Below are 26,664 nucleotides of genomic sequence, written 5' to 3'. Positions count from 1 at the left end.
CATCTGGCAACGGGTTCAAGGAACCCCGGCAGGCAACTTGCTTCCAAGCTGTGTATATTGGTTTGACAGGCGACAAGGAATATTCACACATGGGCCAGAAACTGAAGATCACCGGCTGGGTTGCAGCCGGCGCCATGGCGGGCGTGCTGACCACCGTCTCGCTGCAAACCATGGCACGCGGCTCGCTGGCGCCGCTGCCGCTGGAAGAGTTGCAGCAGCTCGCCGCCGTGTTCGGGATGGTGAAGACCGACTACGTGGAGCCGGTCGATGACAAGAAGCTCATCTCCGATGCGATCGCCGGCATGGTCGCGGGGCTCGATCCGCATTCGCAGTATTTCGACAAGAAGTCGTTCAAGGAATTCCGCGAAGGCACCACCGGGCGTTTCGTCGGGGTCGGGATCGAGATCTCGCAGGAAGACGGGCTGATCAAGGTGGTGTCGCCGATCGAGGGCTCCCCCGCCTTCCGCGCCGGCCTGAAGCCCAACGACCTGATCACCAAGATCGACGACACCGCCGTGCGCGGGCTGTCGCTCAACGATGCGGTCAAGCGCATGCGTGGCGAGGCCAACACCAAGGTCTCGCTCACGATCTTCCGCAAGGACGAGAGCCGCACCTTCCCCGTGACCATCACGCGCGAGGAAATCCGCACACAATCGGTCCGCGGCAAGATCATGGAACCGGGCTACGGCTGGATCCGCGTGTCGCAGTTCCAGGAGCGCACCGTCGACGACTTCGTCAAGAAGGTCGACGAGCTCTACAAGCAGGATCCGAACCTCAAGGGCATCGTGCTCGACCTGCGCAACGATCCGGGCGGCCTGCTGGACGCCGCGGTGGCGATTTCCAGCGCGTTCCTGCCCGAGAACGTGACCGTCGTCACGACCGACGGCCAGCTCGCCGAAAGCAAGGCGGTCTACAAGGCGGCGCCGGAGTTCTACCAGCGGCGTGCCGGCAGCGACCCGTTGCGCAGCCTGCCCGCGGCGCTCAAGACGGTGCCGCTGGTGGTGCTGGTCAACGAGGGCTCGGCCTCGGCCAGCGAGATCGTCGCCGGCGCCCTGCAGGATCACAAGCGCGGCGTCATCATGGGCAGCCAGACCTTCGGCAAGGGCTCGGTGCAGACCGTGCGCCCGCTCGGACCCGACACCGGCCTCAAGATCACGACGGCGCGCTACTACACGCCGAGCGGCACCTCGATCCAGGCCAAGGGCATCGTGCCGAACGTGCTGGTCGACGAAAGCGCCGAGGGCAGTCCCTTTGCGGCGCTGCGCATGCGCGAGGCCGATCTCGAGAAGCATCTGGCCAGCGGCCAGGGCCCCGAGACGAAGGACCCCGAGCGCGAGAAGGCGCGCGACGATGCCCGCAAGCGCCTCGAGGAAGAAGCCCTGAAGCCGCCGCAGGACCGCAAGGTGCCCGAGTTCGGCTCCGACAAGGACTTCCCGCTGATGCAGGCCCTGAATCGCCTCCGCGGCCAGCCGGTGCTGGTCAGCAAGACGCAGGTGATCGTCGACAACAAGGAAGAGAAGAAGGACAACTGATCCCCGCGTGGCTTGTTCGCAAGCCCCGGCGATCACGGTGCGCATGGACGACTCCGAGCTCCTGCGCTACTCGCGCCATATCCTGCTGGAAGAGTTCGGCATCGACGGCCAGGCGCGGGTGAGCGCAGGCCATGCGCTCGTGATCGGCGCCGGCGGACTCGGTTCGCCAGTGGCGCTCTACCTGGCTGCAGCCGGCGTCGGCCGGGTCACGCTGGTCGACGACGACGAGGTCGACCTGACCAACCTCCAGCGCCAGATCGCCCACACGAGCGCGCGCATCGGCATGGCGAAGGTCGATTCCGCGGCCGAGGCGATGCACGCCATCAATCCGCAGGTCGTGGTCGACACCCACCGCTTGCGTGCCGACACGGCGCTGCTCGCGCAGCTCGTCGCGACGGCCGACGTGGTGATCGATTGCAGCGACAACTTCGGCACACGCCACGCGGTGAACCAGGCCTGCGTCGCGCACGCCAGGCCCCTGGTGGCCGGCGCGGCCATCCGCTTCGACGGGCAGCTGAGCGTGTACGACACGCGCGACGCGGCGTCGCCTTGCTATGCCTGCATCTTTCCGCCCGACGCCGCTTTCGAGGAAACGCGCTGCGCAGTGCTCGGCGTCTTCGCGCCCGTGGTCGGCACCATCGGCACCCTGCAGGCCAGCGAGGCCTTGAAGCTACTCGCCGGCATCGGTCCTTCGCTGGCCGGCAGCCTGCTGATGTTCGATGGCCGCCGGACGACGTTCGACACGCTGCGCGTCGCGCGCGATCCCGCCTGCAGCGTGTGCGGGCACCGCGCGCACGGCTGAGGCGCCCGCCCCTCGGGCGCCTCGCGCGGCCAGCCGACTATTGCTTCTTCGCCTTGGCGGCACCGGCCGCCGCCGCGTCCTCCGGAGACCGGAACTGCATGGCCTCCGTAAGATCACGCCTACAGCCGGCGCGACGCGAACCCTGCATGATGCATGCCTATCGCTTCAAGCATCTCGACGGTCCTTTTCCTGGCAACGGGCAAGCCGGCGAAGCTCGATCCCAGAGGGCGAGGTTCGCCATGGACGCAAGATTGAAAACCTACATCGTCGAAGACAACGTCACCATCAGAGAGAATCTGATCGGCACCCTCGAGGAGCTCACCTGCATTTCGGCGATCGGCTTCGCCGAGACCGAGGCCGATGCCACCGCATGGCTGGCCGAGAACAGCGACAGCTGGCAGTTGGCGATCGTCGATCTGTTTCTGAAGCAGGGCAGCGGCCTCGGCGTGCTGCAGGCGTGCATGTCGCGGCGGCCGGACCAGAAGGTGGTGGTGCTGAGCAACTACGCGACGACCGACATCCGCAAGCGGTGCGCGCAATTCGGGGTCGATGCCGTGTTCGACAAGTCGAACGAGATCGATGGGCTGATCGACTTCTGCATCCGGCAAACGACCGAACTCCAGCAAGCCGCCAGCCGCGAGTGACACTGCGGCCCGTGCCGCCAGTGCACGGGGCAGCCTTCGAATCAATCGATCAGCTTGTTCTTCAGCGCGTAGTACGTGAGGTCGCTGTTGGACGAGAGGTTCATCTTCTCCATCAGCCGCGTGCGGTAGGTGCTGACGGTCTTGACGGACAGCGAGAGCGTCTTGGCGATGTCGCCCGCCGTCTCGCCCTTGGCCAGCTTGAGGAACACCTGGAATTCGCGTTCCGACAGTTGCTCGTGCGGCGCCGCGTCGTCCTTGCGGTCGAGCTGGCGTGCGAGCAGTTCCGCCACGGCGGGCGTGATGTAGCGGCGGCCCAGCGAGATGGTGCGGATCGCGTTCACGATCTCGATCGGATCGCATTCCTTGTTGAGGTAGCCGCTGGCACCCTGCCGGATCAGGTTCATCGCATAGTGTTCCTCGGGATAGCCGCTGAGGATCAGGATGCCGACGTCGGGCGCCTTGGCGCGGATCATCGCCAGGGCATCGATGCCGCTTTGCCCAGGCATCGAAAGGTCCATCACGAGCACGTCGAGTTCTGTGGTGCGCACGAGTTCGATCGCCTCGCGTCCGCTGGCAGCCTCTCCCGCCACCCGCAGATCCACATGCTCGGAGAAAAACTGGCGCAACCCGGAGCGCACGATGGCATGGTCGTCCACAATTCCGATCTTGATCATCTGTTACCTTCGTCGTTGCATGGCGACCTTACGCGTCGCAACATGCCGGGTCCCTGAACGGCTTTGATTATTCCCGAATTTGAGCGGCGGGTATCCACCGGAGATTTCATGCGCTGGTTAGCCTTCCCGAAGATGGCCCTTGGCCTGACGCTCGCGGCGCTCGCGGCGCTTGCGCTCGTGGGCATCAACGAAGCCGGCTACCGTCAATCCCACCGGGCACTCGCCGAGGTGAGCGAGGCGCAGCGCGTGCGCCTGGTGCTCAATCTGCTGATGCAGAACGTGGTCGACGCCGAGACGGGCCAGCGCGGCTACCTGCTGACCGGCGAGAAGCGCTACCGCGAACCGTACGACGTCGCGGCCCGAGAGCTGGAGGGCAACCTGGCCGCGCTGCGCCTGCTCTATGCCGGCAGGCCGAACGAGACCGAGCGTCTGGCCCAGCTTTCCGGACATGTCGCACGCAAGCTCGCGGAAATGGACATGAGCGTCCGATTGCGCAGTGAAGGCAACGACGATGCATGGAAATTCGTCATCACGACCGATGTCGGCCGCGAAGAGATGGACGCCATCCGGACCATCGCCAGCGGATTGATCCTCAACAGCAACGAGGCCCTGCTGCAGGGGCAGCGGCAGATCGCGAAGTCGCTGCGCTTCGCGCGCGTCGGCATCGCCCTCGTGGCCCTGGCCGGGCTTTTCGCCTTCTTCCTGTACCTGCGGCAGACCCATGCCTTGCGCCTAGCCGGCGAACGCCAGCAGCTGGCCTTGCAGCGCGAGCGCAATGCGCTCGAGGACGAGGTGCGCGAACGCACCGCAACGCTGGCCGAACTCGCCACCCACCTGCAGGAAGTGCGCGAGACCGAGCGCGGCTATCTGGCGCGCGAATTGCACGACGAACTCGGCTCGCTGCTGACCGCGGCCAAGCTCGACGTGGCGCGCCTCAAATCGAGGCTGGTGGAGGCACCGGACGCCATCCAGCGGCTGCAGCATCTGAACGACCTCCTCAACAGCGGCATCGCGCTGAAGCGGCGCATCATCGAAGACCTGCGGCCGTCCTCGCTGTCCAACCTGGGACTCATCGCCTCGCTCGAGATCCTGGGACGGGAATTCGCCGAGCGTTCGGGCATGGAAGTGGAGATGGTGCTGGAACCGGTGTCGCTCGACGAATCGAACCAGCTCACGGTCTACCGGATGGTGCAGGAAGGCCTGACCAACATCGGCAAGTACGCGCAGGCGAGCGAGGTCAGCATCGTGATGAAGAACTACAGCAACCACGTCGTCGTGGAAGTAACCGACAACGGCGAGGGCTTCGACACGCAACGCAGCCGCCCCTCATCGCACGGGCTGGCGGGCATGCGGCACCGCGTGGAAACGGCCAAGGGCAAGTTGACGGTCTCGTCGACGCCCGGCCGGGGCACGAAGCTGAGCGCGGTGATGCCTGCCAAGGCCGCCTGAATCGCCGACTCCCAGGGGGTCGAGCCTCATTCGGCCCTCTCCTACGCCTCCAGACCCCTGCTGCTGACAGGGTGTTCGAGGTGCGCCACTTAACGTGGATCCCACGCCATCCAGTACCGGACGAGGCGCCATCCACAACGACGAGACCGCCCTCGAAAAGGAGTTCAGCATGTTGTATTACGCAGTCGTGTTTCTGGTCATCGCCCTGATTGCCGCACTGCTCGGCTTCGGCGGCATCGCAGCCGGCGCGGTCGGCATCGCGAAGATCATTTTCCTGGTCTTCATCGTCCTCGCGCTCGCCAGCTTCATCGCGGGCTTGATGCGACGCAGATAGCGTCGTTACGATGAGCACGCCCGCAACCCATTTCCCTGAAGGATTTCTCACATGAACACGACCACCAAGACGCCATCGCAACTGGCCGACGACGCTCGCCAGACTGCCAACGACGCGATCGATACGACGCGAGCCTACGCGCAGAACGCGGTGAACGCGGCCGGCGAGAAGGTACGCGACCTGCGCCGCGACGCCGAGCCCGCGGTGGAGCAACTGGCAGCGCGTGTTCAGCAGGCCGTTCAGCGCGGGCTCGATGCCGCATCGACGACCAGCGCCCGGGCGCAGCGCCGGCTCGAGCTGGCGGCCGACGTGACGGGCAAGTACATCTCTGACCAACCCGTGCGTTCGGTGCTCATCGCCGCGGCTGCGGGCGCCGCCATCACCGCGCTGATCGTGCTCGCAAGCCGCCGCCGGGACGACTACTGATCCAGCGCCCGTATCGATCGGCGCGCCTGCGATCGCTCTCGCTCGACTGCACCCATGCTTCATCCCATTTTTTCCACGGTGCTCGGGCATCCGGAGCTGATCGCCACACACGTTGCCAACTACGGCGCACTCGTCCGGGAAGAAGCCGCCGAGGCGAGTCGCGTACTGGTCGCGCGGCTCGTTGCCGGCATGCTGGCCGCGGTCAGCGCCATGCTGGCGCTCGGCCTGATCGGCGTTGCCGTGATGCTCGGCGTGCTCGATGGGCGCTTTCACTGGGTGCTGGTGGTCGTCCCCGGCGTCGCCATCCTCATCGCGCTGATCGCAACCTTCGTGGCGGCGCGGCCGACCGAATTCCACGGCTTCTCCGACCTTCGTGCGCAGCTCGATGCCGACGTACGGGCACTCCACCTCGCGGGCGACCATGATGGCGCCTGAGCTCCGGACACTGAGCCCTCAGCAGCGCCTCGCGCTGTCGCGCCGCGCGCTGGTCGCGCAATTGCATGGCGACGAGCCGCGGCAAGCGCGCGCATCGGACGATGCAAGCTCCGCACCGCGGCACGAACGGAACGCAGACCGGTTTGCATGGGCATCGCTGGTGCGCGGCGTGACGCAGCGCTGGTGGCGCCGGCATCCCGCGAACGCGGTCGGCCAGTTGGCGCGCCCTCTTCTCGATCGCTATGCGCGCGACGAACCGGCCAAGCTCATCGCGGCCGCCGCGGCCGCCGGCGCCCTGGTCGTGCTGATCAAGCCCTGGCGGTTGCTGTCGATCACGGCGGTGCTCGCTGCGGTATTGAAAACCTCGGACGTGGCCGACCTGGTCACCACGCTGATGCAGAAAAACACACGCCCACGAAAGGATCCCCCATGAACAAGCCCTCCAGCGCAACCCCACACCAGCACCTGACGCTGGACCAGAAGGCCATCGATGCCGCCGCCAAGAGCATCGACGATGGCGCCGTCACACCCAGCTCCGGCCCGTGGCGCGACGACATCGTCAAGCTGCTCAACGATGCGCTCGCCACCGAACTGGTTTGCATTCTTCGCTACAAGCGCCACTATTTCACCGCCTCCGGCGTCTCTTCCCCCGCGATTGCCGACGAGTTCCTCGTGCATGCCAACGAAGAGACGGCACATGCGGACAAGATCGCCGAGCGCATCGTCCAACTGGGCGGCGATCCGGATTTCAACCCCGATTCACTGCGCGAGCGCAGCCATGCGGATTACGACGAGTCCAAGGACCTGCAAGCCATGGTCCGCGCCAATCTCGTGGCCGAACGCATCGCGGTCGAGTCGTACCGCCAGATGATCATGCTGGTCGGCGACAAGGATCCCACCACCCGGCGCATGCTCGAAGAAATCCTCACCGACGAGGAAGAACATGCCGACGAGCTGAAGGACTGGTTGACGAAGTAAGGCCGCCGCACAGACGTGAAAAAGCCCGGGTGACCGGGCCTTTTCGTCAGAGCTTGTCGGCGCCGCTCTTGATGGCGTCCTTGACCTTTTCCTTGGTGTCGCCGTAGGTGGCTTGCACCTTGCCGCTGGCCTGGTCCGCAGCGCCTTGCTCCTTGAGCTTCTCGCTGCCCGTCACCTTGCCGGCCGCTTCCTTGATCTTGCCCTTGGCTTCCTCGACGCGTCCTGCCACTTGATCCTTGTTCATACCGATGTCCTTTGCAAGTTGATGTGCGTGATTCGGTTGAACCACTGATTTCAATCTAGCCACGGGCTGCAGCCGGCGATCGACGGCGCTGGCCCGACCTCGTGTAGGACGCGGTGATATCAGGCCGTGATGATCCATCCCTCGAGCGGATCGATGCCCTCGGGCAGCCCATAGCCCGGCCCGGCGCTCGTGCGGCGCGCCGCACCCCAGGCCGCCTGCACGAGGCACAGCACGGCATCGATGCGGTCGCCTTTCGCATCGTCCAGCAGATGAGCGCGCGCCGCGTCATCGAGCGCCAGTCGAAGGCCGAGGCGCGAAGCACCTTTCTCGAGCGCCGCCAGAAGGTCTTCGCGCGCCGCGCGCCGCGCGGCGCGCGGGCGTCTGCGAAGCGGCATCGTCGCTCTTGTAGCTGCGACGCCCGATCAGCTCGCGCGCAGGCAGGCCCGGATAGGCCTCCAATGCGATGCGTGCGCCGCACTCCACGGGCATGTGCAGGCCCGGCAGCGAAGCGCCTGCCTCCAGCAACCGCGGGACGCCGGCATGCAGCATGAACGCGACCGGCGGATTCACCCACTTCATCGACGGACTCGATCCTGCAGGACCGTCCGTCGCGCGATGGGCGAACTTGCCTCCGACGGGACGCGCGGCACAGAACGCCACGAAGCGCTCCCGGATCTCGGCGCGCGAAAGGCCCGCGTAGTGCGCGATCAACGCCTGCCATTGCAGCGGCCAGCCCAGGTGCTCGACCAGTTCACGCGGCAGCCCGAACGGAAAATCGAAAGCGCCGATCCATTCCGGCGCGCTGTGCAGCCACTGGCCCCACGCATCGAGCGACGCGAAGTGTTCAAGGCCGGTCAGCGTGACGCAGCCCGCCTGCACGGTGCCGAGCGCGATCACGATCGGCTTGCGCGCGGTCGGCGCGCTCGAGAAGTCGCAGCCGAAAAGCAGCATCGCCGACGCCGCGCTCAGCCCAGCGCGAGCGCGACGACGCCGGCGGCGATGAAGAGTGCGCCGACCAGCCGCAGCACGCGATCGCCCTCGCGCAACAGGTGGCCGCCGATCAATGCCGCGAACAGCATCGACACCTCGCGTGCGGGCGCCACGTGCGAGATCGGTGCCTGCTGCACCGCATAGAGCACCAGCACATACGAGACCGGACTGATCACCGCGACGATCAACGCGTACTTCCATTGCTCGCGCCAGAGCCGCAGCGTGGCCGGCCGGTCGCGCAGTGCCGCGGGTGCGAGCAGGACGACGCGCACGATGTTGCCGAAGTAGTCGACCAGGATCGGCGACATGGCGAGGAACTTGACGGCGTAGCTGTCGGTCACGGTGTAGGCCGCGATGAAGGCGCCGGTTGCCACGCCGTAGCGGATGCCCTTGTGCACGCGCTGGCGCCGGGCTGCATCGTGCGTGCCGCGCCACAGCCGCGGTCCGCCCGCGATCAGGAACACGCCCAGCACCACGCCGGCGATGCCCGCGACCCCGGTCACGCTGATGTGTTCGCCGAGAAAGACAAGCGCCACCAGCGACGACAGCAACGGGCCGGAGCCGCGCGCCAGCGGATAGACCACCGTGAGGTCGGCCTTGCGATAGCCGCGCAGCAGGATCACGTAATAGAACACGTGCAGCACGCCGCTCGCCACGACCAGGCTCCACTGCCCAGCGCCCCAGTGCGGCACCACGTTCCAGCCCAGCGCGATGCCGAGCGGGGCCCACACGACCATCATGAACACGCCGGTCTGGAACGCGAAGCGCGCGTCGCCGTTCGCCTTCTTGGCGGCAATGTTCCAGCTGGCGTGGATGACCCCGGCAAGCAGGATCAGTGCGAACGCGGAAAGGGGCACTCCCGGATCAGTCGGATGCCGGATCCGTCGGCTTCAGTGCCGCCCGACGATGGCGGCAGTGGCCATCAGTTCCTCGAGCAGCGCGAGCGACACTTTGCCCGACACCGAGTACGGATCCAGCTCGGGCCGCTCGGAATACTTCAGCAGCGTCGATGCGTTGAGGCGGGAGAGATTGACCTGCCCCATGGTCCAGCCACCGAAGCGGCGCTCGGAGATCTCTTCGTAGTGCAGCAGTACGACGTCCTTGTGGCGCGGGTCTTTCTGGATATGGCCGTACAGCTCGCTGATCGCCATCCGGCCGCCTTCGATGGCTTGCAGGAAGACGCCGGCGCCGTAGCAGAGGATGCCCGTGATGCCGCAGGCCGTGTTGTGCGAGCGCGATTGCGCGAGGATCGCCTCGATGGCGGCCGGGCTGTTGTCGACGGCGCGGCTGGCGTAGAGAAGTCGTACGAGCATGAGGTTCAGCCCTTGCGCGGCAACAGGGAAAGGAATTCGCGGCGAAGGTTGGGGTCCTTCAGGAACACGCCGCGCATCACCGAATTGATCATCTTGCTGTCCATTTCCTTGACGCCGCGCCATTGCATGCAGAAGTGCTCGGCCTCGACCACCAGCGCGAGGCCGTCCGGCTGCGTCTTCTCCTGGATCAGGTCGGCCAGCTGCACCACGGCTTCTTCCTGGATCTGCGGCCGGCCCATGACCCACTCGGCCAGGCGCGCGTACTTGGACAGGCCGATCACGTTGGTCTTCTCGTTCGGCATGACGCCGATCCAGAGCTTGCCGATGATCGGGCAGAAATGGTGAGAGCAGGCGCTGCGCACCGTGATCGGCCCGACGATCATGAGCTCGTTGAGATGCTCGGCGTTCGGGAATTCGGTCAGCGGCGGCGGCGCCACGTAGCGGCCCTTGAACACCTCGTTCAGGTACATCTTGGCGACGCGCCGCGCGGTGTTGCCGGTGTTGTGATCGTTGTCGGTATCGATCACGAGGCTCTGCAGCACGCCCTTCATCTTGACCTCGACCTCGTCGAGCAGATGCTCGAGTTCGCCGGGCTCGATGAACTCGGCGATGTTGTCGTTGGCATTGAAGCGCCGGCGCGCGGCGAGCAGGCGTTCGCGTATCTTCACGGACACGGGCGTGCCCTCGTCTCCTGCCCCGTCCTCGGGGCGCAGTGCGGCGTCGGTGGTCCTTAGCATGGGTGCATCCTAACAGCGAATGTATTTCGGACGGCCACCGCTGCAGGGCGCGACCCGCCTCGGCGCGAAGCTACTGTTTTGATAGCAGAAAATCCGTGACCAGCGGCAGGTGATCGGACATGCGGGCCCAGATGGGACCGCGCGGCACCGAACTCGCCACCGCCTCGATCTGCCGGCCGTAGATGAAGTCGAGCTGCGCAACGGGCAGGCGCGAGGGATAGGTCAGCGTGCGCGGTCCGCGCAGATCGCTCGCGTCGCGCAGGCCCATCGCGTTCATCGCGTAGCGCATGCGCGCACCCCAGTCGTTGAAGTCGCCGGCCACGATCAACGGCTCGCCGGCCGGGATCTCGCGCTCGATGAAATCGCGCAGCAGCGCAACCTGCCGCACGCGGCTGCCCCGGATGAGACCGAGATGCACCACGATCGCATGCACCAGCAGGCCATCGACGTCGATCGCCACGTGCAGCAGCCCGCGCTGCTCGAAGCGGTGGTCCGAGATGTCCTGGTGCGTCTTGCGCAGCACCGGCCAGCGGGTCAGCAGCGCGTTGCCGTGCTCGCCGTGGCGGGTGATGGCGTTGGTCTCGTAGACCGCCGTATAGCCCTCGGGCGCAAGGAAATCGGCTTGCGGCAGCTCGGGCCAGCGGCTGAAGCGCGCAGCGGCCTGGCGGTTCATCTTGCGCACTTCCTGCAGACACACGATGTCAGCGTCGAGCTGCTCGATCGCATGGCCGAGGTTGTGGATCTCGAGCCGCCGCGCCGGCCCGATGCCCTGCACACCCTTGTGGATGTTGTAGGTGGCCACCCGGAAACCATTCATGCTCGCTGGCGGATTCATCGCACAAATTGTGGCAGCAGCAGGACGGCTTCCGCATTCGAAGGGGAAAAACAGGCGTCGGCGGCTTCGCGCCAGGGCAGCCATCGCCAGGCCGTGTGTTCGCGCGGGTCGAGCCGTGGCGTCAGACGCTCGGGCACACACAGGCCGAACAGGTGCTCGGTGTTGTGCGTGACGCCCTCTGCGTAGCGCGAGCGCCAGCGCGGATAGATCTCGTAGACGTTCTCGAGCTGCCAGTCCACCAGTTGTGGAGCGAGCGCGCTGGCTTCGCCGCAATCGATGCCGGTTTCTTCGGCGACCTCGCGTGCGGCTGTGAGCGCCAGCGGCTCGTCCTCGCGATCCTTGCTGCCGGTGACGGATTGCCAGAACCCGTCGGCATCGGCACGGCGGATCAGCAGCACATCGAGTGCCGGCGTGTGGATCACGACCAGCACGGACTCGGGGATCTTGAAGGGCTTCGGCGACATCGGATGCCGCCGATTTTCGCCTATCGCGCAGTGCCGCGCCGCTTGGGGAACCAGGGATAGAAACGATTGGTGCGCCGGATGTAGTCGGCATATTCGGGCCGCAGGTTGCTCATCTTGGCTTCGAGCCAACCGATGCCCTGCCGATAGGCCATGCGGTGATGCATGCGCAGGGGCGAGACGATCGTGAAGAGCCCGACCCAGTGGTCGCATGCGATCAGGAAGATGCCCCACCAGACCAGCGCCTCGCCGAAATAGTTGGGGTGGCGCGTGTAGCGCCAGAAGCCCGTGTCGAGCACCCTGCCCTTGTTCGACGGATCGGCCTTGAAGCGGCCGAGCTGCCAGTCGCACAGCGCTTCCATGAAGAAGCCGATGGCCCAGACCGCCAGACCGATCATCGCGACCGGGCCGAGCTCGGTCGGCTGCAGGTAGAACTGCGCCACCTGCAGCGGCAGCGAGGTGATCCACATCATGATGCCCTGGATCCCGAACACCTTGCGGTAGATGTACCAGTCGGCGTCGATGCCGGCTGCGGCCGCCTGCTTGCGGTAGTTCTCGTAGCGGTCGAGCTCGCGCCAACCGTCGGCGCGGCTGCGCATGACGAGATGGGCTGACAGGCGCACGCCCCAGATCAGCGCGCAGGCCGTGATCAGCAGCTTGCGCGACTCCACGCCGACGCCCGCCGTATGGGCATAGGTCACCAGCGCGATCGTGCCGTAGCCCAGCCCCCACCACCAGTCCGCGAGCGTGGCGTCGCCGGTCTTGACGCTGATGCGCCAGAGCAGGAACTGCACGCCGAGGGACAGCACGGCAGTCATGAGGAGGTTGACCAGCAACCCGGGAGCGAGATCTGCGCACATGGATGGTTTTCCTTCAGTCGAGCTTGACGCCGGCCTTCTTGATCAGCGCGCCCCAGCGCGCCGCGTCCGTGCGGACCTGCGCCACGAACTGCGCGTGCGGCATGCCGCCCGGCTCGTAGCCGAGTTCGCGCACGCGCGCCTGCACATCGGGTTGCGCCAGCACCTTGCGTATCTCGCTTTCGAGCCGCGCCATCACCTCGGGCGGCGTCCTGGCGGGCACGAACAGCGCGGCCCAGGCGGCTGCCTCGAAGCCCGGATAGCCCAACTCGGCGAGCGTGGGCACATCGGGCGTCAGTGGCGAGCGCTGGCTGCCGGTGACGGCGAGCAGCCGTACCTTGCCGACCGCGAGCTGCGGCTTGAGCGTCACGAAGTCGAGGAAGACGGCCGCGATCTCGCCGCTCATCAGCGCCATCATGGCCGGCGCGCTGCCCTTGTACGGCACGTGGGTCATGCCGAGGCCATTCGCCTCGTTGAGCGCGTAGCCCAGCAGATGGCCGGAAGAGCCCGGCCCGATCGAGGCGTAGTTGTAGTCCTGCGGGTTGCGCCGGGCTTCCTCGACATAGGCCTTGAAGGTCGTGGCCTTCACCTTGGCCGTGCTCACCGCCAGCCACTGCGGCGAAATCGCGAGATCGGTCACCGGCGTCAGGTCCGCCAGCGCGTCATAGGGCAGCTTGCTGTAGAGGCTCATCGTCTGCACCAGCAGCGGCACGTTGAGCAGCAGGGTGTAGCCGTCCGGTGCCGACTTGGCGACGAAATCCGAAGCGATCACCGAACTCGCACCCGGCTTGTTCTCCACGATCACCGGCTGCTTCATCGATTCGGAAAACTTCTGGGCGAACAGCCGGCCGAGCACGTCGCCCCCACCGCCGGGTGCAAAGGGCACGACGATGCGCAAGGGCCGGCTCGGGTAGTCGGGCGTCTGCGCGAAGCCGGGCGAGGCTGCGAGCGAGGCGCCGGACGCCATCAGCTGGGTCAGAAAGATTCGGCGTGGATGCGGTGTCATCGGTGTCTCCTTCATCGGCGCGGTGCGCTTGACGGGATTCATTGGAAAAGAGAGATTCCCGCAGTACAAACTCTTTTTCAACTTTCTCTCGCATCATGGGAACTCCTCGCGCCACCGGTGGCGTTCAAAGTGCAGTCCGCGTGCTGACCTTGCTCAGGCACGTGGGTGCCCATCACGCGACCGGCATCCGGCTGAAGGACCTGATCACATTGAGCGGTATCGACCGCTCGACGGCGCATCGGCTGCTGGCCTGCCTGGTGAAGCAGGAATTCGTCGAGCGCCCGCCCGGATCGCAGCACTACCGGCTGGGCATGGAAGCCATGCAACTGGGGCTGGTGTCGGCCGGCATGGCACCCGTGATCGAGCGGCTTCGCCCGGCGATGCAGAAGATCGCGCGGCTTACCGGCGACACCGTGTTCCTGATCGTGCAGAGCGGCGACCATGCGCTTTGCCTGCACCGCGAGGAAGGCTCCTATCCGATCAAGGCCTTCGTCGTCGAGCCCGGGAGCCGCCGCCTGCTGGGCCTGAGCGCGGTGGGTGTCGACCGGATGGCCCGCATGGAAGATGCCGACGTCGCCGCCATGCATGCGCGGCACCCTGCCGACTATGCACGCGCCCACATGAGCCTCGCCAGGCTCATGTCCCTGATCCGCGCAGCGCGCCGGTCAGGCCATGCCGAAATGGTGGATGCGCGCACCGAGCAGACCTCGGGCGTCGGCTGCGCGTTCCAGCTGTCGGCCCACAGCTACGCGGGCATCAGCATCGCCGCGATCAATGCCCGCATGCCGGCGCGGCGCCGCGCCGAACTCGGGACGCAACTGCGCACGGAGGTGCAGCCTTTCGAATGGATGGAGACGGACGACGCTGCGCACTGAGCGCGGCCGTCCCGCAGGCCCGTGGTGTTGCCCGGCCTCAGACGGCCTGGACGTTGCGCAACTTGATGTGCAGCTCGCGCAGTTGCTTCTCGTCGACCGGGCTCGGCGCCTGCGTCAGCAGATCCTGCGCGCGCTGGGTCTTGGGGAAGGCGATCACGTCGCGGATCGACTCGGCACCGGTCATCAGCATGACGAGACGGTCCAGGCCGATCGCGATGCCGCCGTGCGGCGGTGCGCCGTATTGCAGCGCATCGAGCAGGAAGCCGAACTTGTTCTGCGCATCCTCGGCACTGATCTTGAGCGCGCGGAACACCTTGCTCTGCACTTCCTCGCGATGGATACGCACCGACCCGCCGCCCATCTCGATGCCGTTGAGCACCATGTCGTAGGCCTTGGCGATGCACTTCTCGGGCGCAGTGTCCATGAGGTCCTCGTGCCCGTCCTTGGGCGCGGTGAACGGATGGTGCACGGCCGACCAGCGCTGGCCTTCCTCGTCGAATTCGAACATCGGGAAATCGACCACCCAGAGCGGCGCCCAGCGGTCGTCGAACAGGCCGGTCTTGCGGCCGAAGGCGCTGTGGCCGATCTTGACGCGCAGCGCACCGATCGCATCGTTGACGACCTTTTCCTTGTCGGCACCGAAGAACAGGATGTCGCCGTTGCGCGCGCCGGTGCGGGCGAGGATCTCGGCCAGCGCGTTGTCGTCGAGGTTCTTGACGATCGGGCTCTGCAGGCCTTCGCGGCCGGCCTGGACGTCGTTGACCTTGATGTAGGCCAGCCCCTTGGCGCCGTAGATCTTCACGAACTCCTGATAGGCGTCGATCTCGCCGCGCGACAGCCCGCCTTCTGCACCGCCGCCGGGCACGCGCAGCGCCACCACGCGGCCGCCGACCATGTTGGCGGCGCCCGAGAACACCTTGAACTCCACGCGCTTCATGAGCTCGGTGAGTTCGGTGAATTCGAGCTTCACGCGCAGGTCGGGCTTGTCCGAGCCGTACTTGAACATCGCGTCGCCGTAGCTCATGGTCGGGAACATCGGCAGGTCGATGCCCGCGGCGTTGCGGAACACGTTGCGGATCATGCCCTCGAACATCTCGCGGATTTCCTCTTCGGCGAGGAACGAGGTCTCGATGTCGATCTGCGTGAATTCGGGCTGGCGGTCGGCGCGCAGGTCTTCGTCGCGGAAGCACTTGACGATCTGGTAGTAGCGGTCGTAGCCGGCCACCATCAAGAGCTGCTTGAAGAGCTGCGGCGACTGCGGCAGCGCGAAGAAGCTGCCGTCGTGCACGCGGCTGGGCACCAGGTAGTCGCGCGCGCCTTCGGGCGTGGACTTGCCGAGCATCGGCGTCTCGATGTCGATGAAGCCGTTGGCATCGAGGAACTTGCGCACCTCCATCGTGACCTTGTAGCGCAGCATCATGTTGCGCTGCATCACCGGGCGGCGCAGGTCCAGCACGCGGTGCGTGAGGCGGGTGGTTTCCGACAGGTTGTCGTCGTCCAGCAGGAACGGCGGCGTGACCGACGGGTTGAGCACCTTCATCTCCTGGCACAGCACTTCGATCTTGCCGCTCTTCAGGTTCTCGTTGACCGTGCCCTCGGGACGCGCGCGCACCAGGCCGACGACCTGCACGCAGAACTCGTTGCGCAGGCCTTCCGCGGTCGCGAAGGTCGCGGCGCGGTCGGGATCGCACACCACCTGCACGTAGCCTTCGCGGTCGCGCAGGTCGATGAAGATCACGCCGCCGTGGTCGCGCCGGCGATTGACCCAGCCGCACAGGGTGACGGTTTCGCCCATCAGGGCTTCGGTCACGAGACCGCAATAGTGAGAACGCATGGCCATAGCTGGATTCCGGCGCCGGAGCGGCGCGTTGCTTTACTTGAGTGCGATGGTGGCGGGGCCGCCGGGAACGACCACCCCCATCGAGACGATGTACTTGAGCGCTTCATCCACGCTCATCTTGAGTTCGATGCAGTCGCTGCGCTTGAGCATCACGAAGTAGCCGCCCGTGGGATTGGGCGTGGTCGGCACGTAGACGCCGAGATAGTCGCCGCCGCCCAGGTGATCGACCACGTCCCTGCCGGGGGTGCCGGTCACGAAGGCGATGGTCCACACGCTCTCGCGCGGCCACTGGATCAGCACGGCGGTGCGGAAGGCATTGCCGTTCTCGGAGAACAGCGTGTCCGACACCTGTTTGACGCTGGAATAGATCGAGCGCACGACGGGAATGCGCCGCACCACCGCATCACCCCAGCCGAGCAGCCGCTTGCCGACGAAATTGCTGGCGATCGCGCCGACCGCCAGCAGGATCGCCAGCGTGAGCAGCACACCGAGGCCGCGCACCCTGTGGTCGTTGAGCCACTGCTGCCACGCCTCGGGCAGCAGCCACAGCGTCTGGTCGAGCGTGCCGATGATCCAGTTCAGCACGCCCAGCGTGATGACCAGCGGCACGATGACCAGCAAGCCGGAAAGCAGCCATTTGCGCAGGGCGAGCATGGCGCAGACTCAGTCGCTCTTGGCCGCGGGCGCGGCGGCAGGCGCAGGCGCGGGGGCCGGTGCAGGTGACTTCGCCGCGGTTTCCGCGGGCTTGGCAGCGGTGCCGTCGGCCGGTGCAGCCGGTGCGGCTGCGGGTTCGGCGCCCTTGTCGCCGTTCTTCTCGCCGCCGTTCTTCTCGCCGCCCTTCTTCCCGCCGCCGTCGCGAAAGTCGGTCACGTACCAGCCGGAGCCCTTGAGCTGGAAGCCGGCGGCCGTGAGCTGTTTGCTGAACGCGCTCGCGCCGCAAGACGGGCATTCCGTGAGCGGCGCGTCGGACAATTTCTGCAGCGCGTCCTTGGCAAAGCCGCAGGCGCCGCACTTGTAGGCGTAAATGGGCATGGATTCGGGGGGTGGGTATGGAGCAGCCGGCGGCCGCTCGCAAAGCCCTCGATTATAAGCGCGCAGCCCCCCGGACCGCGGCCCGCCCTTCCTTGTAACGGCGGCGCTCCCGGGCGGCGAGCAGGTAGCTCGACACGACGACGAACACCGCCACCAGCGCGATCACGACGGTGGCCAGCGCATTGACCGTCGGGTCCAGCCCCAGGCGGGCGCGCGAGAAGATCACCAGCGGCAGCGTCGTCGAGCCCGGCCCCGAGAGGAAGGCGGACATCACCACGTCGTCGAGCGACAGCGTGAAGGTCAGGAGCCAGGCCGCCATCAGCGACTCGGCGATCATCGGCAGGGTCACGAGCCAGAACACCTGCAGCGGGCGCGCGCCCAGATCCTGGGCCGCCTCCTCGAACTGCGGATTGAGGTCGCGCAGCCGGGCACTGATCACCACCGTGGCATAGGCCATGCCCACCAGCAGGTGGCCGAACCAGATCGTGACCAGGCCGCGCTCGGGAAAGCCGAAGGTGCGCTGGACCGAGACCAGCATCAGCAGCAACGACAGGCCGACGATGACCTCGGGCATCACGAGCGGCGCACTGACCATGCCCGAGAACATGGTGCGGCCCCGGAAGCGCGGAAAGCGCTCCAGCGTGAAGGCTGCCAGCGTGCCCAGCACGATGGCGCCGGTCGCGGTGGCGGCGGCGATGCGCAGCGAGAGGAACAGGCCGTCGCGAATCTCCTCGTCGCCGGCCAGCTTGTGGTACCAGCGCAGGCTGAAGCCCGCCCACACGTTGGGCACCGGCGAATCGGTGAAGCTGAAGACGATCAGCGCGACGATCGGCAGGTAGAGGAACGCGAAGCCCAGCAGCAGCCAGATGCGGCCGGTCCAGCGCGCGGCGGGTGTCGCGATCATCCGCGCGCCGCCCTGGCCTGGGCGTTGTTGAAGAGCGCCAGCGGCACGATGATCAGCAGCACCATGACCACTGCCACGCTGGACGCCATCGGCCAGTCGTTGTTGGAGAAGAACTCGTCCCACAGCACGCGGCCGATCATCAGCGTCTCGGGGCCGCCCAGCAATTCGGGAATGACGTACTCGCCGACGCAGGGAATGAAGACCAGCATCGCGCCGGCAACGATCCCGCTGCGCGACAGCGGCACGGTCACGCGCCAGAAGGCCTGCCAGGCCGTCGCGCCCAGGTCCTGCGCGGCCTCCAGCAATTGCAGGTCCATCTTGGACAGGGTGCCGTAGAGCGGCAGCACCATGAAGGGCAGGTAGGTGTAGACCATGCCCAGCACGAGCGAGAAGGGGCTGTACATGAACTGGCCAGGCGAGGAGATCAGGCCCAGCGGCAGCAGCAGGCTGTCGGCATGGATGTGCGCAAGGAAACGGCCGACCCAGCCGGTGTCGGCGTCCAGCAAGCCTTTCCACGCGTAGACGCGCAGCAGGAAGCTGGTCCAGAAGGGCAGCATCACGCCCATCAGCAGCAGCGGCTGCAGGGCCGCCGAAGCACGCGCCATGAAGTAGGCGAAGGGGTAGCCGATCAGCAGGCAGATCACCGTCGTGACACCCGCGTAGAGCAGCGAATGCCCGTAGGTCGCCACGTAGAGGTCGTCCTGCAGCAGCGTCGCGTAATTCTGCAGCTTCAGCGTCAGCGAGAACTGCTGGTTCGCGAAGCTGAGCAGGTCGCTCACCCGGGCGCCGTCCATTTCCGCGAAGCTGATGCGCAGCACGATCAGGAAGGGCAGCAGGAAAAAAACCAGCAGCCACAACATGGGCGCACCGATCACGAGGCTGCGGCCCCGCACGAAGGCGGGCTTGCCGTCAGCCTGCGCGGAACGCCCGAGGGCATCGGACCTGTCCATGCCGCCCGTCCTACTGCGTGAGCACGACCTGCGAGGTCGGCAGCCAATGGGCCCAGACGGCGTCGCCTTCGACGGGGACGCCCTCGCGGTGCCGGGTTTCGTTCTCGACATTGACCTTGAGCGCGGCACCGCTGGCCAGTTCGAGGTGGTAGACCGTGTAGACCCCGAAATACGACGAGGCCCGGACCACGCCGCGGGCCTTGTTGTGATCGTCCTCGGGCTCGCTTGCGCAAAGGTGGATCTTCTCGGGCCGCACCGCGACGGTGACGGTCTGCCCCTGGTAGCCGGTGATCCCGTGGCCGACGCGGTGCAGCACGTCGGCGCAGCGGATGTCGACGTGATCGGCCTCGTCGGTCTCGATCACGCCATCCATCAGGTTGACGTTGCCGATGAAGTCGGCGACGAAGCGCGTCGCAGGCGTCTCGTAGACGTCGGCCGGACTGCCGACCTGCAGGAAGCGGCCTTCGCTCATCACCGCCATGCGCGAGGCCATGGTCATGGCCTCCTCCTGGTCGTGGGTCACCAGCACGCAGGTCACGCCGACCTGCCGGATGATGTTGACCAGTTCGATCTGCGTCGCCTCGCGCAGCTTCTTGTCGAGCGCGCCGAGCGGCTCGTCGAGCAGCAGCAATTGCGGCCGCTTGGCCAGGCTGCGCGCCAGCGCCACGCGCTGCTGCTGGCCGCCCGAGAGCTGATGCGGCTTGCGCCCGGCCAGCGCCGTGAGCTGCACCAGGCGCAGCATCTCGTCGACGCGGGCCGCGATCTCGGCCTTCGGCAGCTTGTCGCGACGCAGGCCGAAGGCGATGTTGTCCCGGACCGTCAGGTGCGGAAACAGCGCGTACGACTGGAACATCATGTTGACCGGCCGCTCGTAGGGCGGCCGGCCCGCGAGATCGACGCCGTCGAGCACCACCCGTCCCGACGACGGCGCCTCGAAGCCGGCGAGGATCCGCAGCAGCGTGCTCTTGCCGCAGCCCGAGGAGCCGAGCAGCGCGAAGATCTCGCCGCGCGCGACGTCCAGGCTGACCTGGTCCACCGCGCGGAAATCGCCGAAGTCCTTGGTGACGGCCTCGATGCGCAGGAAGGCGCCTGGCGCCCCGGAAGCATTCATACGCACCCTGTCAGCGATTGGCCTTGAAGTTGGTGAAGGTGCGCGTCACCAGCCGCAGCGTGGCCTGGTCCGGCGTGTCGGGCGGGATCATCGTCGCGAGCGCGGCCGCGTCGGGGAACACGGCCTTGTCCTTGGCCAGCACCGGGTTGACGAACTTCATCGCCGCCTTGTTGGGGTTGGCGTAGAACACCTTGTTGGTGAGCGATGCATGCACCTCCGGGCGCAGGATGTAGTTGATCCACTTGTACGCGTTCTCCGGATGCTTGGCGTCCTTGGGGATCGCCATCGTGTCGAAGAACAGCAGGCCGCCCATCTTGGGCAGCAGCACCTCGAGGTTCTGCGGATTCTTCGCCTTGGTCGACTTGTCCTTGGCGATCATGATGTCGCCCGACCAGCCGATCACCGCGCACAGCTGGCCCTTGGCCATCTGGTCGATGTAGTCGGAGCCGGAGCCGGAGAAGCGCGTCACGTCGGGCCGCACGGCCTTCAGCATGTCGCCCGCGGCCTTGTAGTCGGCCGGGTCCTTGCTGCGCGGATCCTTGCCGATGTACTTGAGCGCGATCGGCAAGATCTCCGACGCGGTGTCGAGGAAGGACACGCCGCAGCCCTTGAGCTTCGATGCGTACTCGGGCTTGAACACCAGGTCCCAGGCGTTGTCCGGCATCGGCATGCCGCCCAGCGCCTTCTTCACCTTGTCGGCGTTGATGCCCACCGTCGTGTAGCCCCAGAGCCAGTCGACGATGTAGTCGTTGCCGGGATCCATCTTGGCCAACTGGGCCTGGATCGCGGGGTCGAGATTGGCGAGATTCGGGATCTTCGACTTGTCCAGCTTCTGCAGCAGGCCGGCCTGGATCTGCATCTTGGCGAAGTGGGAGCCCGGCACGACGATGTCGTAGCCGCTCATGCCGGCCACCAGCTTGGCATGCAGCGCCTCGTTGCTGTCGAACAGGTCGTAGCGGACCTTGATGCCGGTTTCCTTCTCGAAGTTCGCGACCGTGTCGTCGGCGATGTAGTCGCCCCAGTTGTAGATGTTGAGGACCTTCTCCTCTTCCGCATGGACGGGAGCGCCCAGCACGGCAGCGCCCATGGCCAGAGCCCACAGGATCCGCGCGGGGCGCAGCGACATCGATTTCATGGAACGAACCTCCGGAAAGAATTGAGCAACGAAGCGAGCGACAGACACGGCCGCGCACGCAAAGTTCAGGCCTTCTAGAACAAGCGCACGCGCACCAGCAATTGCATCGCCAACAACCCCAGGACGAAGCCGACGCCGCAGTAGATGATGGTCTGCAGCAGGCGGTTGGTCCGCTTCTGCGCAGCCAGCAGCTCCAGCAGCTCCCGGCGGTGGTCGGCGGGGCGATTTTCCAGGAAATCGTGCAGGAGGCGCGGCAGCTGCGGCAGCAGCTTCGCGTAGCGCGGCGCCTCGGCGCGCAGTTGCTCGAACAGCTTGTGCGGGCCGATCTGGTCGGTCATCCACTTCTCGAGGAAAGGCTTGGCCGTGTGCCAGAGGTCGAGCTCGGGATCGATCTGGCGCCCGAGCCCTTCGATGTTGAGCAGCGTCTTCTGCAGCAGCACCAGCTGCGGCTGGATCTCGACGTGGAAGCGGCGCGAGGTCTGGAACAGCCGCATCAGCACCATGCCGAGCGAGATCTCCTTGAGCGGGCGGTCGAAGTAAGGCTCGCACACCGTTCGGATCGCCCCCTCGAGCTCGTCGATGCGCGTGCCCTCTGGCACCCAGCCGCTCTCGAGATGCAGCTCGGCGACGCGCTTGTAGTCGCGCCGGAAGAAGGCCACGAAGTTCTGCGCCAGGTACTCCTTGTCCGACTCGGTCAGCGTGCCGATGATCCCGAAGTCGAGCGAGATGTAGCGCCCGAAGGTCTGCGGATCCAGGCTCACCTGGATGTTGCCGGGATGCATGTCGGCATGGAAGAAGCCGTCGCGGAACACCTGCGTGAAGAAGATCGTGACGCCGTCGCGCGCCAGCTTCGGGATGTCGACGCCGGCCGCGCGCAGGCGGTCGAGCTGCGCGATCGGCACGCCCTTCATGCGCTCCATCACGATCACTTCCGGATGGCAGAAATCCCAGAACATCTCCGGGATAAGCACCAGCTCGAGCTGGGTCATGTTGCGGCGCAGCTGCGCGGCATTGGCGGCCTCGCGCACGAGATCGAGCTCGTCGTGCAGGTACTTGTCGAACTCGGCCACCACTTCGCGCGGCTTCAGCCGCTTGCCGTCGGCCGAGAGGCCTTCGACCCAGCCGGCCATCATGGCCATCAGCTCGAGGTCCTTCTCGATCACCTCGCGCATGCCCGGCCGCAGCACCTTCACGGCCGCTTCGCGCACCGTGCCATCGCTCGTTCGCACGGTCGCGAAGTGCACCTGGGCGATCGACGCACTGGCCACGGGCGTCTCGTCGAACTGCACGAAGATGTCGCCGACCGGCCGGCGGAAGGCGCGCTCGATGGTCGCGATCGCGATCTTCGAGTCGAAGGGCGGCACCCGGTCCTGCAGCCAGGCCAGTTCGTCGGCGATGTCGGGCGGCAGCAGATCGCGCCGGGTCGACAGCACCTGGCCGAACTTGACGAAGATCGGCCCCAGCCGCTCCAGCGCCTCGCGCAGGCGCTGGCCGCGCGGCGCGTCGAGGTTGCGGCCGACCGAAACGATCCGCGCCACCACGCGCAGCCACGGCTTCTGGAAGCTCGTGAGGACCAGTTCGTCGAGGCCGTAGCGCAGCGCGACCCAGACGATGACGGCGCCGCGGAAGACGCGCCTCATTCGGCGCCTGCGGTGCCGCCGGCCCGTCCGCTGCGCTCGCCGACGAACTGCCGCAGCGCGCCCGCCACGCGTCGCGCGCCGGTGGCCAGCGTGTGTGCCGGCACGTCGCCGATGGCGCGCGCGAGATCGTCCTCGACATCCCAGCGCACGTGGTCGACCAGCCAGTTGACTTCGGCCGCGAGCTGCACATCGCCCTCGATGCGCACCGCCGGCTTCTCGCCGCGGAATGCGGCGCGTGCCAGGCCGAAAGGGGACTCCTCGGTCACGGTCAGCGTGAGTTCGGAAACGGCGCCCTCGGGCGCCAGGTCGAGCAGCCCGGCCGGCGTGGCCACGAGCTGCATCGTCACGAAACGCCATTCGAACTTCACCACACGGCCTTGCTGCCGCGTGAGTCGCTGCTGGGCTTCGGGCTCCTGCTGCAGCACGTGATTGAGGAACAGCACCGCGCGATGCTGGATCTCATGGACCGCCCAGGCTGGTGGCTGCAGGCGGCTGCCGACGCGGTTGAAGAGATCGTCGATGAAGGCGAAGGGAGACGATGGAGTGGCCATGGCCCGATTATCACGCGCGCCTCCGGCCCCTTGCAGCCGGCAGCGCGCAGCGCGCCCCGTCGTGGGCTGCCGTGGATCCGACTTCGCCGGTCCGCCGGCTGCGCCCCCTGCAAGAGGGTGGGCGGCCACGCGAAGTGGGCAAGCCTGGGGGGTGGTCCTACTGCAATGCCTGAACGCCCGCGACCAGCCAGCCGCTGCCGCCACTCGTCGGCTTGGTCATGTTCCAGACCTCGCGGAACGGGCTCGGACCGGAGGACAGATCCTCGCGGATCATGCCGGAGAACTCGACGCTCGCCATGTAGGCGTCGGGCAGCTCCTCGATGCCGAGCAGCTGGGCGTCGAGCATGACGACCTCGGTCTTGTTCGGCTGGCCGCCGGTGTGGGTCTCGCGTTCGGCCAGCTGCTGGCGGATCTCGCCGACCATGCCGTCCGTCATCATCGAGCGCAGCATGTCGATGTCGGCGCGGTCCCAGGCGTCCTGCAGCGTCACGAAGTTGCGCTTGGCGGCGGCGAGGAAGCCGTCGGCATCGAAGCCCGCGGGGATGCCCCACGATTGCGATCCCGCGAGCGCGGAGCCGATCAGGCTGCCGCCCGCCGCGGCAGCACCGGCCATCGACGAACCGCTGCGATCGCTGGTGTCGGTCAGCAGCCCCGGGCTGTTGTCGAAGACCGCGGTGTTGCGCTCCCAGGGCCGGGCCGACGCATCGTTGCCCACGTTGTGGGGGCTGTACTGCGCAGGCGCGGTCGCGTTGGCCGGATTGCCGGCGCCCTGGAAGGCGAAGGGCGTGTTGCCGGCCGCGCCGTTCGGTCGCGAGCGCGCGGCGAACATGCGCCAGAGCGCCATGGCCACCAGCGCGAGCAAGGCGATCAGCAGGATGTTGCCGAAGCCGGCACCGAGTCCGAGCGAATGCGCGAGCCACGCGAGGCCGAGCCCCGCGGCGACGCCACCGAGGATGCCGGCCCAGGGGCGCTTGGGCGCCGCGGCGGGTGCGGGTGCAGCAGGCGCGGGCTTCGCGGCCGCAGCGTTGTTCGTCGCGTTCTGGGCGGGCGCGCCGGGCGCCACGGCCGGCGCGGGCGGCGTCGCCTGGCGCTGCGTCACGTTGCCGGACTGCCTGCCGAAGGATCGGCCTCCGCCCATGCGGGCCGCATCGGCATCGATGCTCACGACAGCCAATGCGCACACCAGCAACACGGAACCGAGATTCTTCATGACGTCTCCTCTTGTATGACCAGCGACTTCCATATCAACACTTGATTCCAACATGCAGGGCGACGACGCCGCCGGTCATGTTGTGATAGTCCACATGGCCGAAACCGCCCTCCTTCATGAGGGTCTTGAGCTCCTCCTGTGCAGGATGCATGCGGATCGATTCGGCCAGGTAGCGGTAGCTGGCATCGTCGCCCGCGACCGCCTTGCCCAGGCGCGGCAGCACGTTGAACGAATACCAGTCGTAGACCTTCTGCAGCGGCTTGGCGACCTTCGAGAATTCGAGCACCAGCAGCTTGCCGCGCGGCTTGAGCACGCGGTTCATTTCCTTGAGCGCCATGTCCTTGTGGGTCATGTTGCGCAGACCGAAGGCGACCGTCACGACATCGAAGCGCTCGTTCGCGAAGGGCAGCTTCTCGGCATCGCACACCAGCGTGGGCAGGGACACGCCGGCGTCGAGCAGCCGGTCGCGGCCGGTGCGCAGCATGGCCTCGTTGATGTCGGTGTGGACCACCTCGCCGCTGGCGCCGACCTTCTTCGCGAAGGCAAGCGCCAGATCGCCGGTGCCGCCCGCGATGTCGAGCACCTTCGAGCCCTCGCCCACGTTGGCGACCATGACCGTGTAGGCCTTCCAGGCGCGGTGCAGCCCCATCGACATCAGGTCGTTCATGAGGTCGTAGCGCGTCGCGACCGAATCGAAAACACCGCGAACGCGCCGCGCCTTGTCGCTCTCTTCGACCGACTCGAAACCGAAATGGGTGGAACTCATGCTTCCGATGTTAGGCCGGAAGCGTTCATATTCGACCGACGACCCCGCGGGGACACCGGTCATTCCTTGCGTTCGGCGCTCAGTGGCTGCCGCAGGCGTGGCCGCCCTTGTCGGGCATCGGCGCATCGCGGTCGACGCCGGCGGCCGCGAGCCGGCGCTCGTAGGCGGCCCACAGCTCGTCCTGCTTCGCGCCGAGTTCGTACAGCAGATCCCACGAGAAGATGCCGGTGTCGTGGCCGTCGCTGAAGCTCGGCTGCACGGCGTAGTTGCCGACCGGCTCCAGCGCCAGCAGGCCGACGTTGCGCTTGCCGGTCTGCAGCACTTCCTGGCCCGGGCCGTGGCCCTGGACTTCGGCCGAGGGCGAATAGATGCGCATCAGCTCGAAGGGGATGCGAAAGCTCGCGCCGTCGGAAAAGCCGACTTCCAGCACGCGCGACTTGTTGTGCACGGTGATCGATTGGGGCGTCGGTGCGCCCGCTTGCAAACCTGCCATCAGAAACTCCTTGCCGCCAGGCGGCGGACCATCTCGCTTTCCAGGGCCGGCAGCCGGGCCTCGACGGCCGCTTCGCGCACGGGGTCGCGTTCGCGCTGCACTTCGGCCCAGACCGAGCCCGGGAAGCGCGGATCCCAATCGAAGCGCGCGATCACGTGCCAATGCAGATGCGGTGTCATGTTGCCGAGCGCGGCGAGGTTCATCTTGGTCGGCGCGAGCGCATCGCGCTGGCTTTGCTCGACGATCGCCACCGCCTCCATGCACAGCGCGCGGTCCTCTGCGTCCAGGGCGGACCACTCGGCCACATGGGCCTTCCATACCACGCGGTAGAAGGCCGGAAAGCCGTCCTCGACCACGTGGATCACACGGAACTTCGGCGCATCGAAGATCAGCCGGCCACCGGTCCCGTCGCACAGCGGACAGCCGATCACGCGCACCAT

At 66.7% G+C, this 26,664-nt stretch carries 32 protein-coding genes and 1 pseudogene; 10 read left to right on the top strand and 23 right to left on the bottom strand.

The window, feature by feature from the left end; all coding sequences use genetic code 11:
* Positions 1-89 precede the first annotated feature (89 nt).
* The 3 genes from E5P2_RS06240 (at position 90) to E5P2_RS06230 (ending at position 2,978) form a co-directional block, all read left to right on the top strand.
* Complete coding sequence (locus E5P2_RS06240) at positions 90-1,532, top strand: S41 family peptidase (protein WP_162566280.1); 1,443 nt, start codon at positions 90-92, stop codon at positions 1,530-1,532.
* Positions 1,533-1,575: 43 nt separating this feature from the next.
* Positions 1,576-2,334, top strand: a complete 759-nt coding sequence (locus tag E5P2_RS06235; RefSeq protein WP_162570356.1) for a HesA/MoeB/ThiF family protein — start codon at positions 1,576-1,578, stop codon at positions 2,332-2,334.
* A gap of 239 nt (positions 2,335-2,573) precedes the next feature.
* Positions 2,574-2,978 carry a response regulator gene (locus tag E5P2_RS06230; protein WP_162566279.1) on the top strand — a complete coding sequence of 135 codons (405 nt, stop codon included), beginning with the start codon at positions 2,574-2,576 and terminating at the stop codon, positions 2,976-2,978.
* 41 nt (positions 2,979-3,019) lie between these two features.
* Here E5P2_RS06230 and E5P2_RS06225 read toward each other — a convergent pair whose 3' ends face one another.
* Positions 3,020-3,652, bottom strand: coding sequence for a response regulator (locus E5P2_RS06225; protein ID WP_007837167.1), 633 nt, complete (start codon positions 3,650-3,652; stop codon positions 3,020-3,022).
* 108 nt (positions 3,653-3,760) lie between these two features.
* On the opposite strand from E5P2_RS06225, the gene E5P2_RS06220 reads away from it, so the two are divergent.
* The 6 genes from E5P2_RS06220 to E5P2_RS06195 all read left to right on the top strand — a co-directional run bounded on the left by E5P2_RS06220 (position 3,761) and on the right by E5P2_RS06195 (position 7,274).
* Complete coding sequence (locus tag E5P2_RS06220; protein WP_232080594.1) at positions 3,761-5,101, top strand: CHASE3 domain-containing protein; 1,341 nt, start codon at positions 3,761-3,763, stop codon at positions 5,099-5,101.
* A gap of 169 nt (positions 5,102-5,270) precedes the next feature.
* Positions 5,271-5,435, top strand: coding sequence for a DUF1328 domain-containing protein (locus tag E5P2_RS06215; RefSeq protein ID WP_162566278.1), 165 nt, complete (start codon positions 5,271-5,273; stop codon positions 5,433-5,435).
* A gap of 51 nt (positions 5,436-5,486) precedes the next feature.
* Entirely contained in the window at positions 5,487-5,861 is a 375-nt protein-coding gene (locus E5P2_RS06210; protein ID WP_162566277.1) for a hypothetical protein, read from the top strand.
* A gap of 54 nt (positions 5,862-5,915) precedes the next feature.
* The gene (locus tag E5P2_RS06205) at positions 5,916-6,296 is read left to right on the top strand and encodes a hypothetical protein (RefSeq protein ID WP_162566276.1); all 381 of its coding nucleotides are present in this window, start codon (positions 5,916-5,918) and stop codon (positions 6,294-6,296) included.
* Positions 6,283-6,729 carry a hypothetical protein gene (locus E5P2_RS06200; protein WP_162566275.1) on the top strand — a complete coding sequence of 149 codons (447 nt, stop codon included), beginning with the start codon at positions 6,283-6,285 and terminating at the stop codon, positions 6,727-6,729. The genes E5P2_RS06205 and E5P2_RS06200 overlap by 14 nt, the downstream gene beginning before the upstream one ends.
* Positions 6,726-7,274 (top strand): ferritin-like domain-containing protein, encoded by a 549-nt coding sequence (locus E5P2_RS06195; protein WP_162566274.1) that lies wholly within the window; start codon positions 6,726-6,728, stop codon positions 7,272-7,274. Before E5P2_RS06200 ends, E5P2_RS06195 begins: the two co-directional genes overlap by 4 nt.
* A 46-nt stretch (positions 7,275-7,320) precedes the next feature.
* Here the strand turns inward: E5P2_RS06195 and E5P2_RS06190 are convergent, their stop codons facing one another.
* The 9 genes and pseudogenes from E5P2_RS06190 to E5P2_RS06150 all read right to left on the bottom strand — a co-directional run bounded on the left by E5P2_RS06190 (position 7,321) and on the right by E5P2_RS06150 (position 13,717).
* Positions 7,321-7,518 (bottom strand): CsbD family protein, encoded by a 198-nt coding sequence (locus E5P2_RS06190; RefSeq protein WP_162566273.1) that lies wholly within the window; start codon positions 7,516-7,518, stop codon positions 7,321-7,323.
* A gap of 119 nt (positions 7,519-7,637) precedes the next feature.
* A pseudogene (locus E5P2_RS06185) lies at positions 7,638-8,469 on the bottom strand (DUF429 domain-containing protein).
* 14 nt (positions 8,470-8,483) lie between these two features.
* Positions 8,484-9,365 carry a DMT family transporter gene (locus E5P2_RS06180; RefSeq protein WP_162566272.1) on the bottom strand — a complete coding sequence of 294 codons (882 nt, stop codon included), beginning with the start codon at positions 9,363-9,365 and terminating at the stop codon, positions 8,484-8,486.
* A gap of 33 nt (positions 9,366-9,398) precedes the next feature.
* Complete coding sequence (locus tag E5P2_RS06175; RefSeq protein ID WP_162566271.1) at positions 9,399-9,821, bottom strand: BLUF domain-containing protein; 423 nt, start codon at positions 9,819-9,821, stop codon at positions 9,399-9,401.
* 5 nt (positions 9,822-9,826) lie between these two features.
* Positions 9,827-10,558, bottom strand: coding sequence for a GTP cyclohydrolase I (gene folE / locus E5P2_RS06170; RefSeq protein WP_162566270.1), 732 nt, complete (start codon positions 10,556-10,558; stop codon positions 9,827-9,829).
* Positions 10,559-10,628: 70 nt separating this feature from the next.
* The gene (locus tag E5P2_RS06165; RefSeq protein WP_232080593.1) at positions 10,629-11,375 is read right to left on the bottom strand and encodes an endonuclease/exonuclease/phosphatase family protein; all 747 of its coding nucleotides are present in this window, start codon (positions 11,373-11,375) and stop codon (positions 10,629-10,631) included.
* Between the two features lie 14 nt (positions 11,376-11,389).
* Complete coding sequence (nudB, locus tag E5P2_RS06160; protein WP_162566268.1) at positions 11,390-11,857, bottom strand: dihydroneopterin triphosphate diphosphatase; 468 nt, start codon at positions 11,855-11,857, stop codon at positions 11,390-11,392.
* Between the two features lie 20 nt (positions 11,858-11,877).
* Positions 11,878-12,714 (bottom strand): DUF1295 domain-containing protein, encoded by an 837-nt coding sequence (locus E5P2_RS06155; protein WP_162566267.1) that lies wholly within the window; start codon positions 12,712-12,714, stop codon positions 11,878-11,880.
* Between the two features lie 13 nt (positions 12,715-12,727).
* On the bottom strand, positions 12,728-13,717 hold the full coding sequence (locus E5P2_RS06150; RefSeq protein ID WP_162566266.1) for a Bug family tripartite tricarboxylate transporter substrate binding protein: 990 nt from the start codon (positions 13,715-13,717) through the stop codon (positions 12,728-12,730).
* Between the two features lie 140 nt (positions 13,718-13,857).
* Here E5P2_RS06150 and E5P2_RS06145 point away from each other — a divergent pair, with 140 nt between their 5' ends.
* On the top strand, positions 13,858-14,592 hold the full coding sequence (locus tag E5P2_RS06145; protein ID WP_232080592.1) for an IclR family transcriptional regulator: 735 nt from the start codon (positions 13,858-13,860) through the stop codon (positions 14,590-14,592).
* A 37-nt stretch (positions 14,593-14,629) separates the two neighbouring features.
* Here E5P2_RS06145 and aspS read toward each other — a convergent pair whose 3' ends face one another.
* The 13 genes from aspS to E5P2_RS06080 form a co-directional block, all read right to left on the bottom strand.
* Entirely contained in the window at positions 14,630-16,432 is a 1,803-nt protein-coding gene (aspS, locus tag E5P2_RS06140; RefSeq protein ID WP_162566264.1) for an aspartate--tRNA ligase, read from the bottom strand.
* A gap of 33 nt (positions 16,433-16,465) precedes the next feature.
* Positions 16,466-17,086 carry a DUF502 domain-containing protein gene (locus tag E5P2_RS06135; protein WP_162566263.1) on the bottom strand — a complete coding sequence of 207 codons (621 nt, stop codon included), beginning with the start codon at positions 17,084-17,086 and terminating at the stop codon, positions 16,466-16,468.
* A 9-nt stretch (positions 17,087-17,095) separates the two neighbouring features.
* Positions 17,096-17,464, bottom strand: coding sequence for an FmdB family zinc ribbon protein (locus E5P2_RS06130; protein WP_162566262.1), 369 nt, complete (start codon positions 17,462-17,464; stop codon positions 17,096-17,098).
* Between the two features lie 52 nt (positions 17,465-17,516).
* On the bottom strand, positions 17,517-18,368 hold the full coding sequence (locus E5P2_RS06125; protein ID WP_162566261.1) for an ABC transporter permease subunit: 852 nt from the start codon (positions 18,366-18,368) through the stop codon (positions 17,517-17,519).
* Positions 18,365-19,429, bottom strand: a complete 1,065-nt coding sequence (locus tag E5P2_RS06120; RefSeq protein ID WP_443083506.1) for an ABC transporter permease — start codon at positions 19,427-19,429, stop codon at positions 18,365-18,367. The genes E5P2_RS06125 and E5P2_RS06120 overlap by 4 nt, the downstream gene beginning before the upstream one ends.
* Positions 19,329-20,429, bottom strand: coding sequence for an ABC transporter ATP-binding protein (locus E5P2_RS06115; RefSeq protein WP_162566259.1), 1,101 nt, complete (start codon positions 20,427-20,429; stop codon positions 19,329-19,331). Before E5P2_RS06115 ends, E5P2_RS06120 begins: the two co-directional genes overlap by 101 nt.
* Before the next feature lie 10 nt (positions 20,430-20,439).
* The gene (locus tag E5P2_RS06110; RefSeq protein WP_162566258.1) at positions 20,440-21,564 is read right to left on the bottom strand and encodes a polyamine ABC transporter substrate-binding protein; all 1,125 of its coding nucleotides are present in this window, start codon (positions 21,562-21,564) and stop codon (positions 20,440-20,442) included.
* A 74-nt stretch (positions 21,565-21,638) separates the two neighbouring features.
* Positions 21,639-23,204: a ubiquinone biosynthesis regulatory protein kinase UbiB gene (ubiB, locus tag E5P2_RS06105; protein ID WP_162566257.1), complete on the bottom strand. Its 1,566-nt coding sequence runs from the start codon at positions 23,202-23,204 to the stop codon at positions 21,639-21,641.
* A complete protein-coding gene (locus E5P2_RS06100; RefSeq protein WP_162566256.1) occupies positions 23,201-23,755 on the bottom strand; it encodes a ubiquinone biosynthesis accessory factor UbiJ in 555 nt (184 codons plus the stop codon). Before E5P2_RS06100 ends, ubiB begins: the two co-directional genes overlap by 4 nt.
* Positions 23,756-23,912: 157 nt before the next feature.
* On the bottom strand, positions 23,913-24,965 hold the full coding sequence (locus tag E5P2_RS06095; protein ID WP_162566255.1) for a Tim44 domain-containing protein: 1,053 nt from the start codon (positions 24,963-24,965) through the stop codon (positions 23,913-23,915).
* 34 nt (positions 24,966-24,999) lie between these two features.
* Entirely contained in the window at positions 25,000-25,731 is a 732-nt protein-coding gene (gene ubiE, locus E5P2_RS06090) for a bifunctional demethylmenaquinone methyltransferase/2-methoxy-6-polyprenyl-1,4-benzoquinol methylase UbiE (protein WP_162566254.1), read from the bottom strand.
* A 79-nt stretch (positions 25,732-25,810) separates the two neighbouring features.
* Positions 25,811-26,224 (bottom strand): gamma-butyrobetaine hydroxylase-like domain-containing protein, encoded by a 414-nt coding sequence (locus E5P2_RS06085; RefSeq protein ID WP_162566253.1) that lies wholly within the window; start codon positions 26,222-26,224, stop codon positions 25,811-25,813.
* Positions 26,224-26,664, bottom strand: coding sequence for an HIT family protein (locus tag E5P2_RS06080; RefSeq protein WP_443083546.1), 441 nt, complete (start codon positions 26,662-26,664; stop codon positions 26,224-26,226). Before E5P2_RS06080 ends, E5P2_RS06085 begins: the two co-directional genes overlap by 1 nt.

The organism is Variovorax sp. SRS16, assembly GCF_901827165.1.
Classification (GTDB): Bacteria; Pseudomonadota; Gammaproteobacteria; order Burkholderiales; family Burkholderiaceae_C; genus Variovorax.
This window is presented reverse-complemented; position numbering and strand designations above follow the sequence as displayed.

Coding starts and splice junctions, on each gene's coding strand:
- E5P2_RS06200 (WP_162566275.1), top strand. CDS start 6,283: ATGATGGCGCCTGAGCTCCGGACACTGAGCCCTCAGCAGCGCCTCGCG.
- E5P2_RS06195 (WP_162566274.1), top strand. CDS start 6,726: ATGAACAAGCCCTCCAGCGCAACCCCACACCAGCACCTGACGCTGGAC.
- folE (WP_162566270.1), bottom strand. CDS start 10,558: ATGCTAAGGACCACCGACGCCGCACTGCGCCCCGAGGACGGGGCAGGA.
- E5P2_RS06210 (WP_162566277.1), top strand. CDS start 5,487: ATGAACACGACCACCAAGACGCCATCGCAACTGGCCGACGACGCTCGC.
- ubiE (WP_162566254.1), bottom strand. CDS start 25,731: ATGAGTTCCACCCATTTCGGTTTCGAGTCGGTCGAAGAGAGCGACAAG.
- E5P2_RS06175 (WP_162566271.1), bottom strand. CDS start 9,821: ATGCTCGTACGACTTCTCTACGCCAGCCGCGCCGTCGACAACAGCCCG.
- E5P2_RS06225 (WP_007837167.1), bottom strand. CDS start 3,652: ATGATCAAGATCGGAATTGTGGACGACCATGCCATCGTGCGCTCCGGG.
- E5P2_RS06125 (WP_162566261.1), bottom strand. CDS start 18,368: ATGATCGCGACACCCGCCGCGCGCTGGACCGGCCGCATCTGGCTGCTG.
- E5P2_RS06085 (WP_162566253.1), bottom strand. CDS start 26,224: ATGGCAGGTTTGCAAGCGGGCGCACCGACGCCCCAATCGATCACCGTG.
- E5P2_RS06205 (WP_162566276.1), top strand. CDS start 5,916: ATGCTTCATCCCATTTTTTCCACGGTGCTCGGGCATCCGGAGCTGATC.
- E5P2_RS06230 (WP_162566279.1), top strand. CDS start 2,574: ATGGACGCAAGATTGAAAACCTACATCGTCGAAGACAACGTCACCATC.
- nudB (WP_162566268.1), bottom strand. CDS start 11,857: ATGTCGCCGAAGCCCTTCAAGATCCCCGAGTCCGTGCTGGTCGTGATC.
- E5P2_RS06240 (WP_162566280.1), top strand. CDS start 90: ATGGGCCAGAAACTGAAGATCACCGGCTGGGTTGCAGCCGGCGCCATG.
- E5P2_RS06155 (WP_162566267.1), bottom strand. CDS start 12,714: ATGTGCGCAGATCTCGCTCCCGGGTTGCTGGTCAACCTCCTCATGACT.
- E5P2_RS06130 (WP_162566262.1), bottom strand. CDS start 17,464: ATGCCCATTTACGCCTACAAGTGCGGCGCCTGCGGCTTTGCCAAGGAC.
- E5P2_RS06095 (WP_162566255.1), bottom strand. CDS start 24,965: ATGAAGAATCTCGGTTCCGTGTTGCTGGTGTGCGCATTGGCTGTCGTG.
- E5P2_RS06135 (WP_162566263.1), bottom strand. CDS start 17,086: ATGCTCGCCCTGCGCAAATGGCTGCTTTCCGGCTTGCTGGTCATCGTG.
- ubiB (WP_162566257.1), bottom strand. CDS start 23,204: ATGAGGCGCGTCTTCCGCGGCGCCGTCATCGTCTGGGTCGCGCTGCGC.
- E5P2_RS06165 (WP_232080593.1), bottom strand. CDS start 11,375: ATGAATGGTTTCCGGGTGGCCACCTACAACATCCACAAGGGTGTGCAG.
- E5P2_RS06150 (WP_162566266.1), bottom strand. CDS start 13,717: ATGACACCGCATCCACGCCGAATCTTTCTGACCCAGCTGATGGCGTCC.
- aspS (WP_162566264.1), bottom strand. CDS start 16,432: ATGGCCATGCGTTCTCACTATTGCGGTCTCGTGACCGAAGCCCTGATG.
- E5P2_RS06235 (WP_162570356.1), top strand. CDS start 1,576: ATGGACGACTCCGAGCTCCTGCGCTACTCGCGCCATATCCTGCTGGAA.
- E5P2_RS06190 (WP_162566273.1), bottom strand. CDS start 7,518: ATGAACAAGGATCAAGTGGCAGGACGCGTCGAGGAAGCCAAGGGCAAG.
- E5P2_RS06120 (WP_443083506.1), bottom strand. CDS start 19,429: ATGTCGAGAACGAAACCCGGCACCGCGAGGGCGTCCCCGTCGAAGGCG.
- E5P2_RS06115 (WP_162566259.1), bottom strand. CDS start 20,429: ATGAATGCTTCCGGGGCGCCAGGCGCCTTCCTGCGCATCGAGGCCGTC.
- E5P2_RS06110 (WP_162566258.1), bottom strand. CDS start 21,564: ATGAAATCGATGTCGCTGCGCCCCGCGCGGATCCTGTGGGCTCTGGCC.
- E5P2_RS06215 (WP_162566278.1), top strand. CDS start 5,271: ATGTTGTATTACGCAGTCGTGTTTCTGGTCATCGCCCTGATTGCCGCA.
- E5P2_RS06100 (WP_162566256.1), bottom strand. CDS start 23,755: ATGGCCACTCCATCGTCTCCCTTCGCCTTCATCGACGATCTCTTCAAC.
- E5P2_RS06220 (WP_232080594.1), top strand. CDS start 3,761: ATGCGCTGGTTAGCCTTCCCGAAGATGGCCCTTGGCCTGACGCTCGCG.
- E5P2_RS06080 (WP_443083546.1), bottom strand. CDS start 26,664: ATGGTGCGCGTGATCGGCTGTCCGCTGTGCGACGGGACCGGTGGCCGG.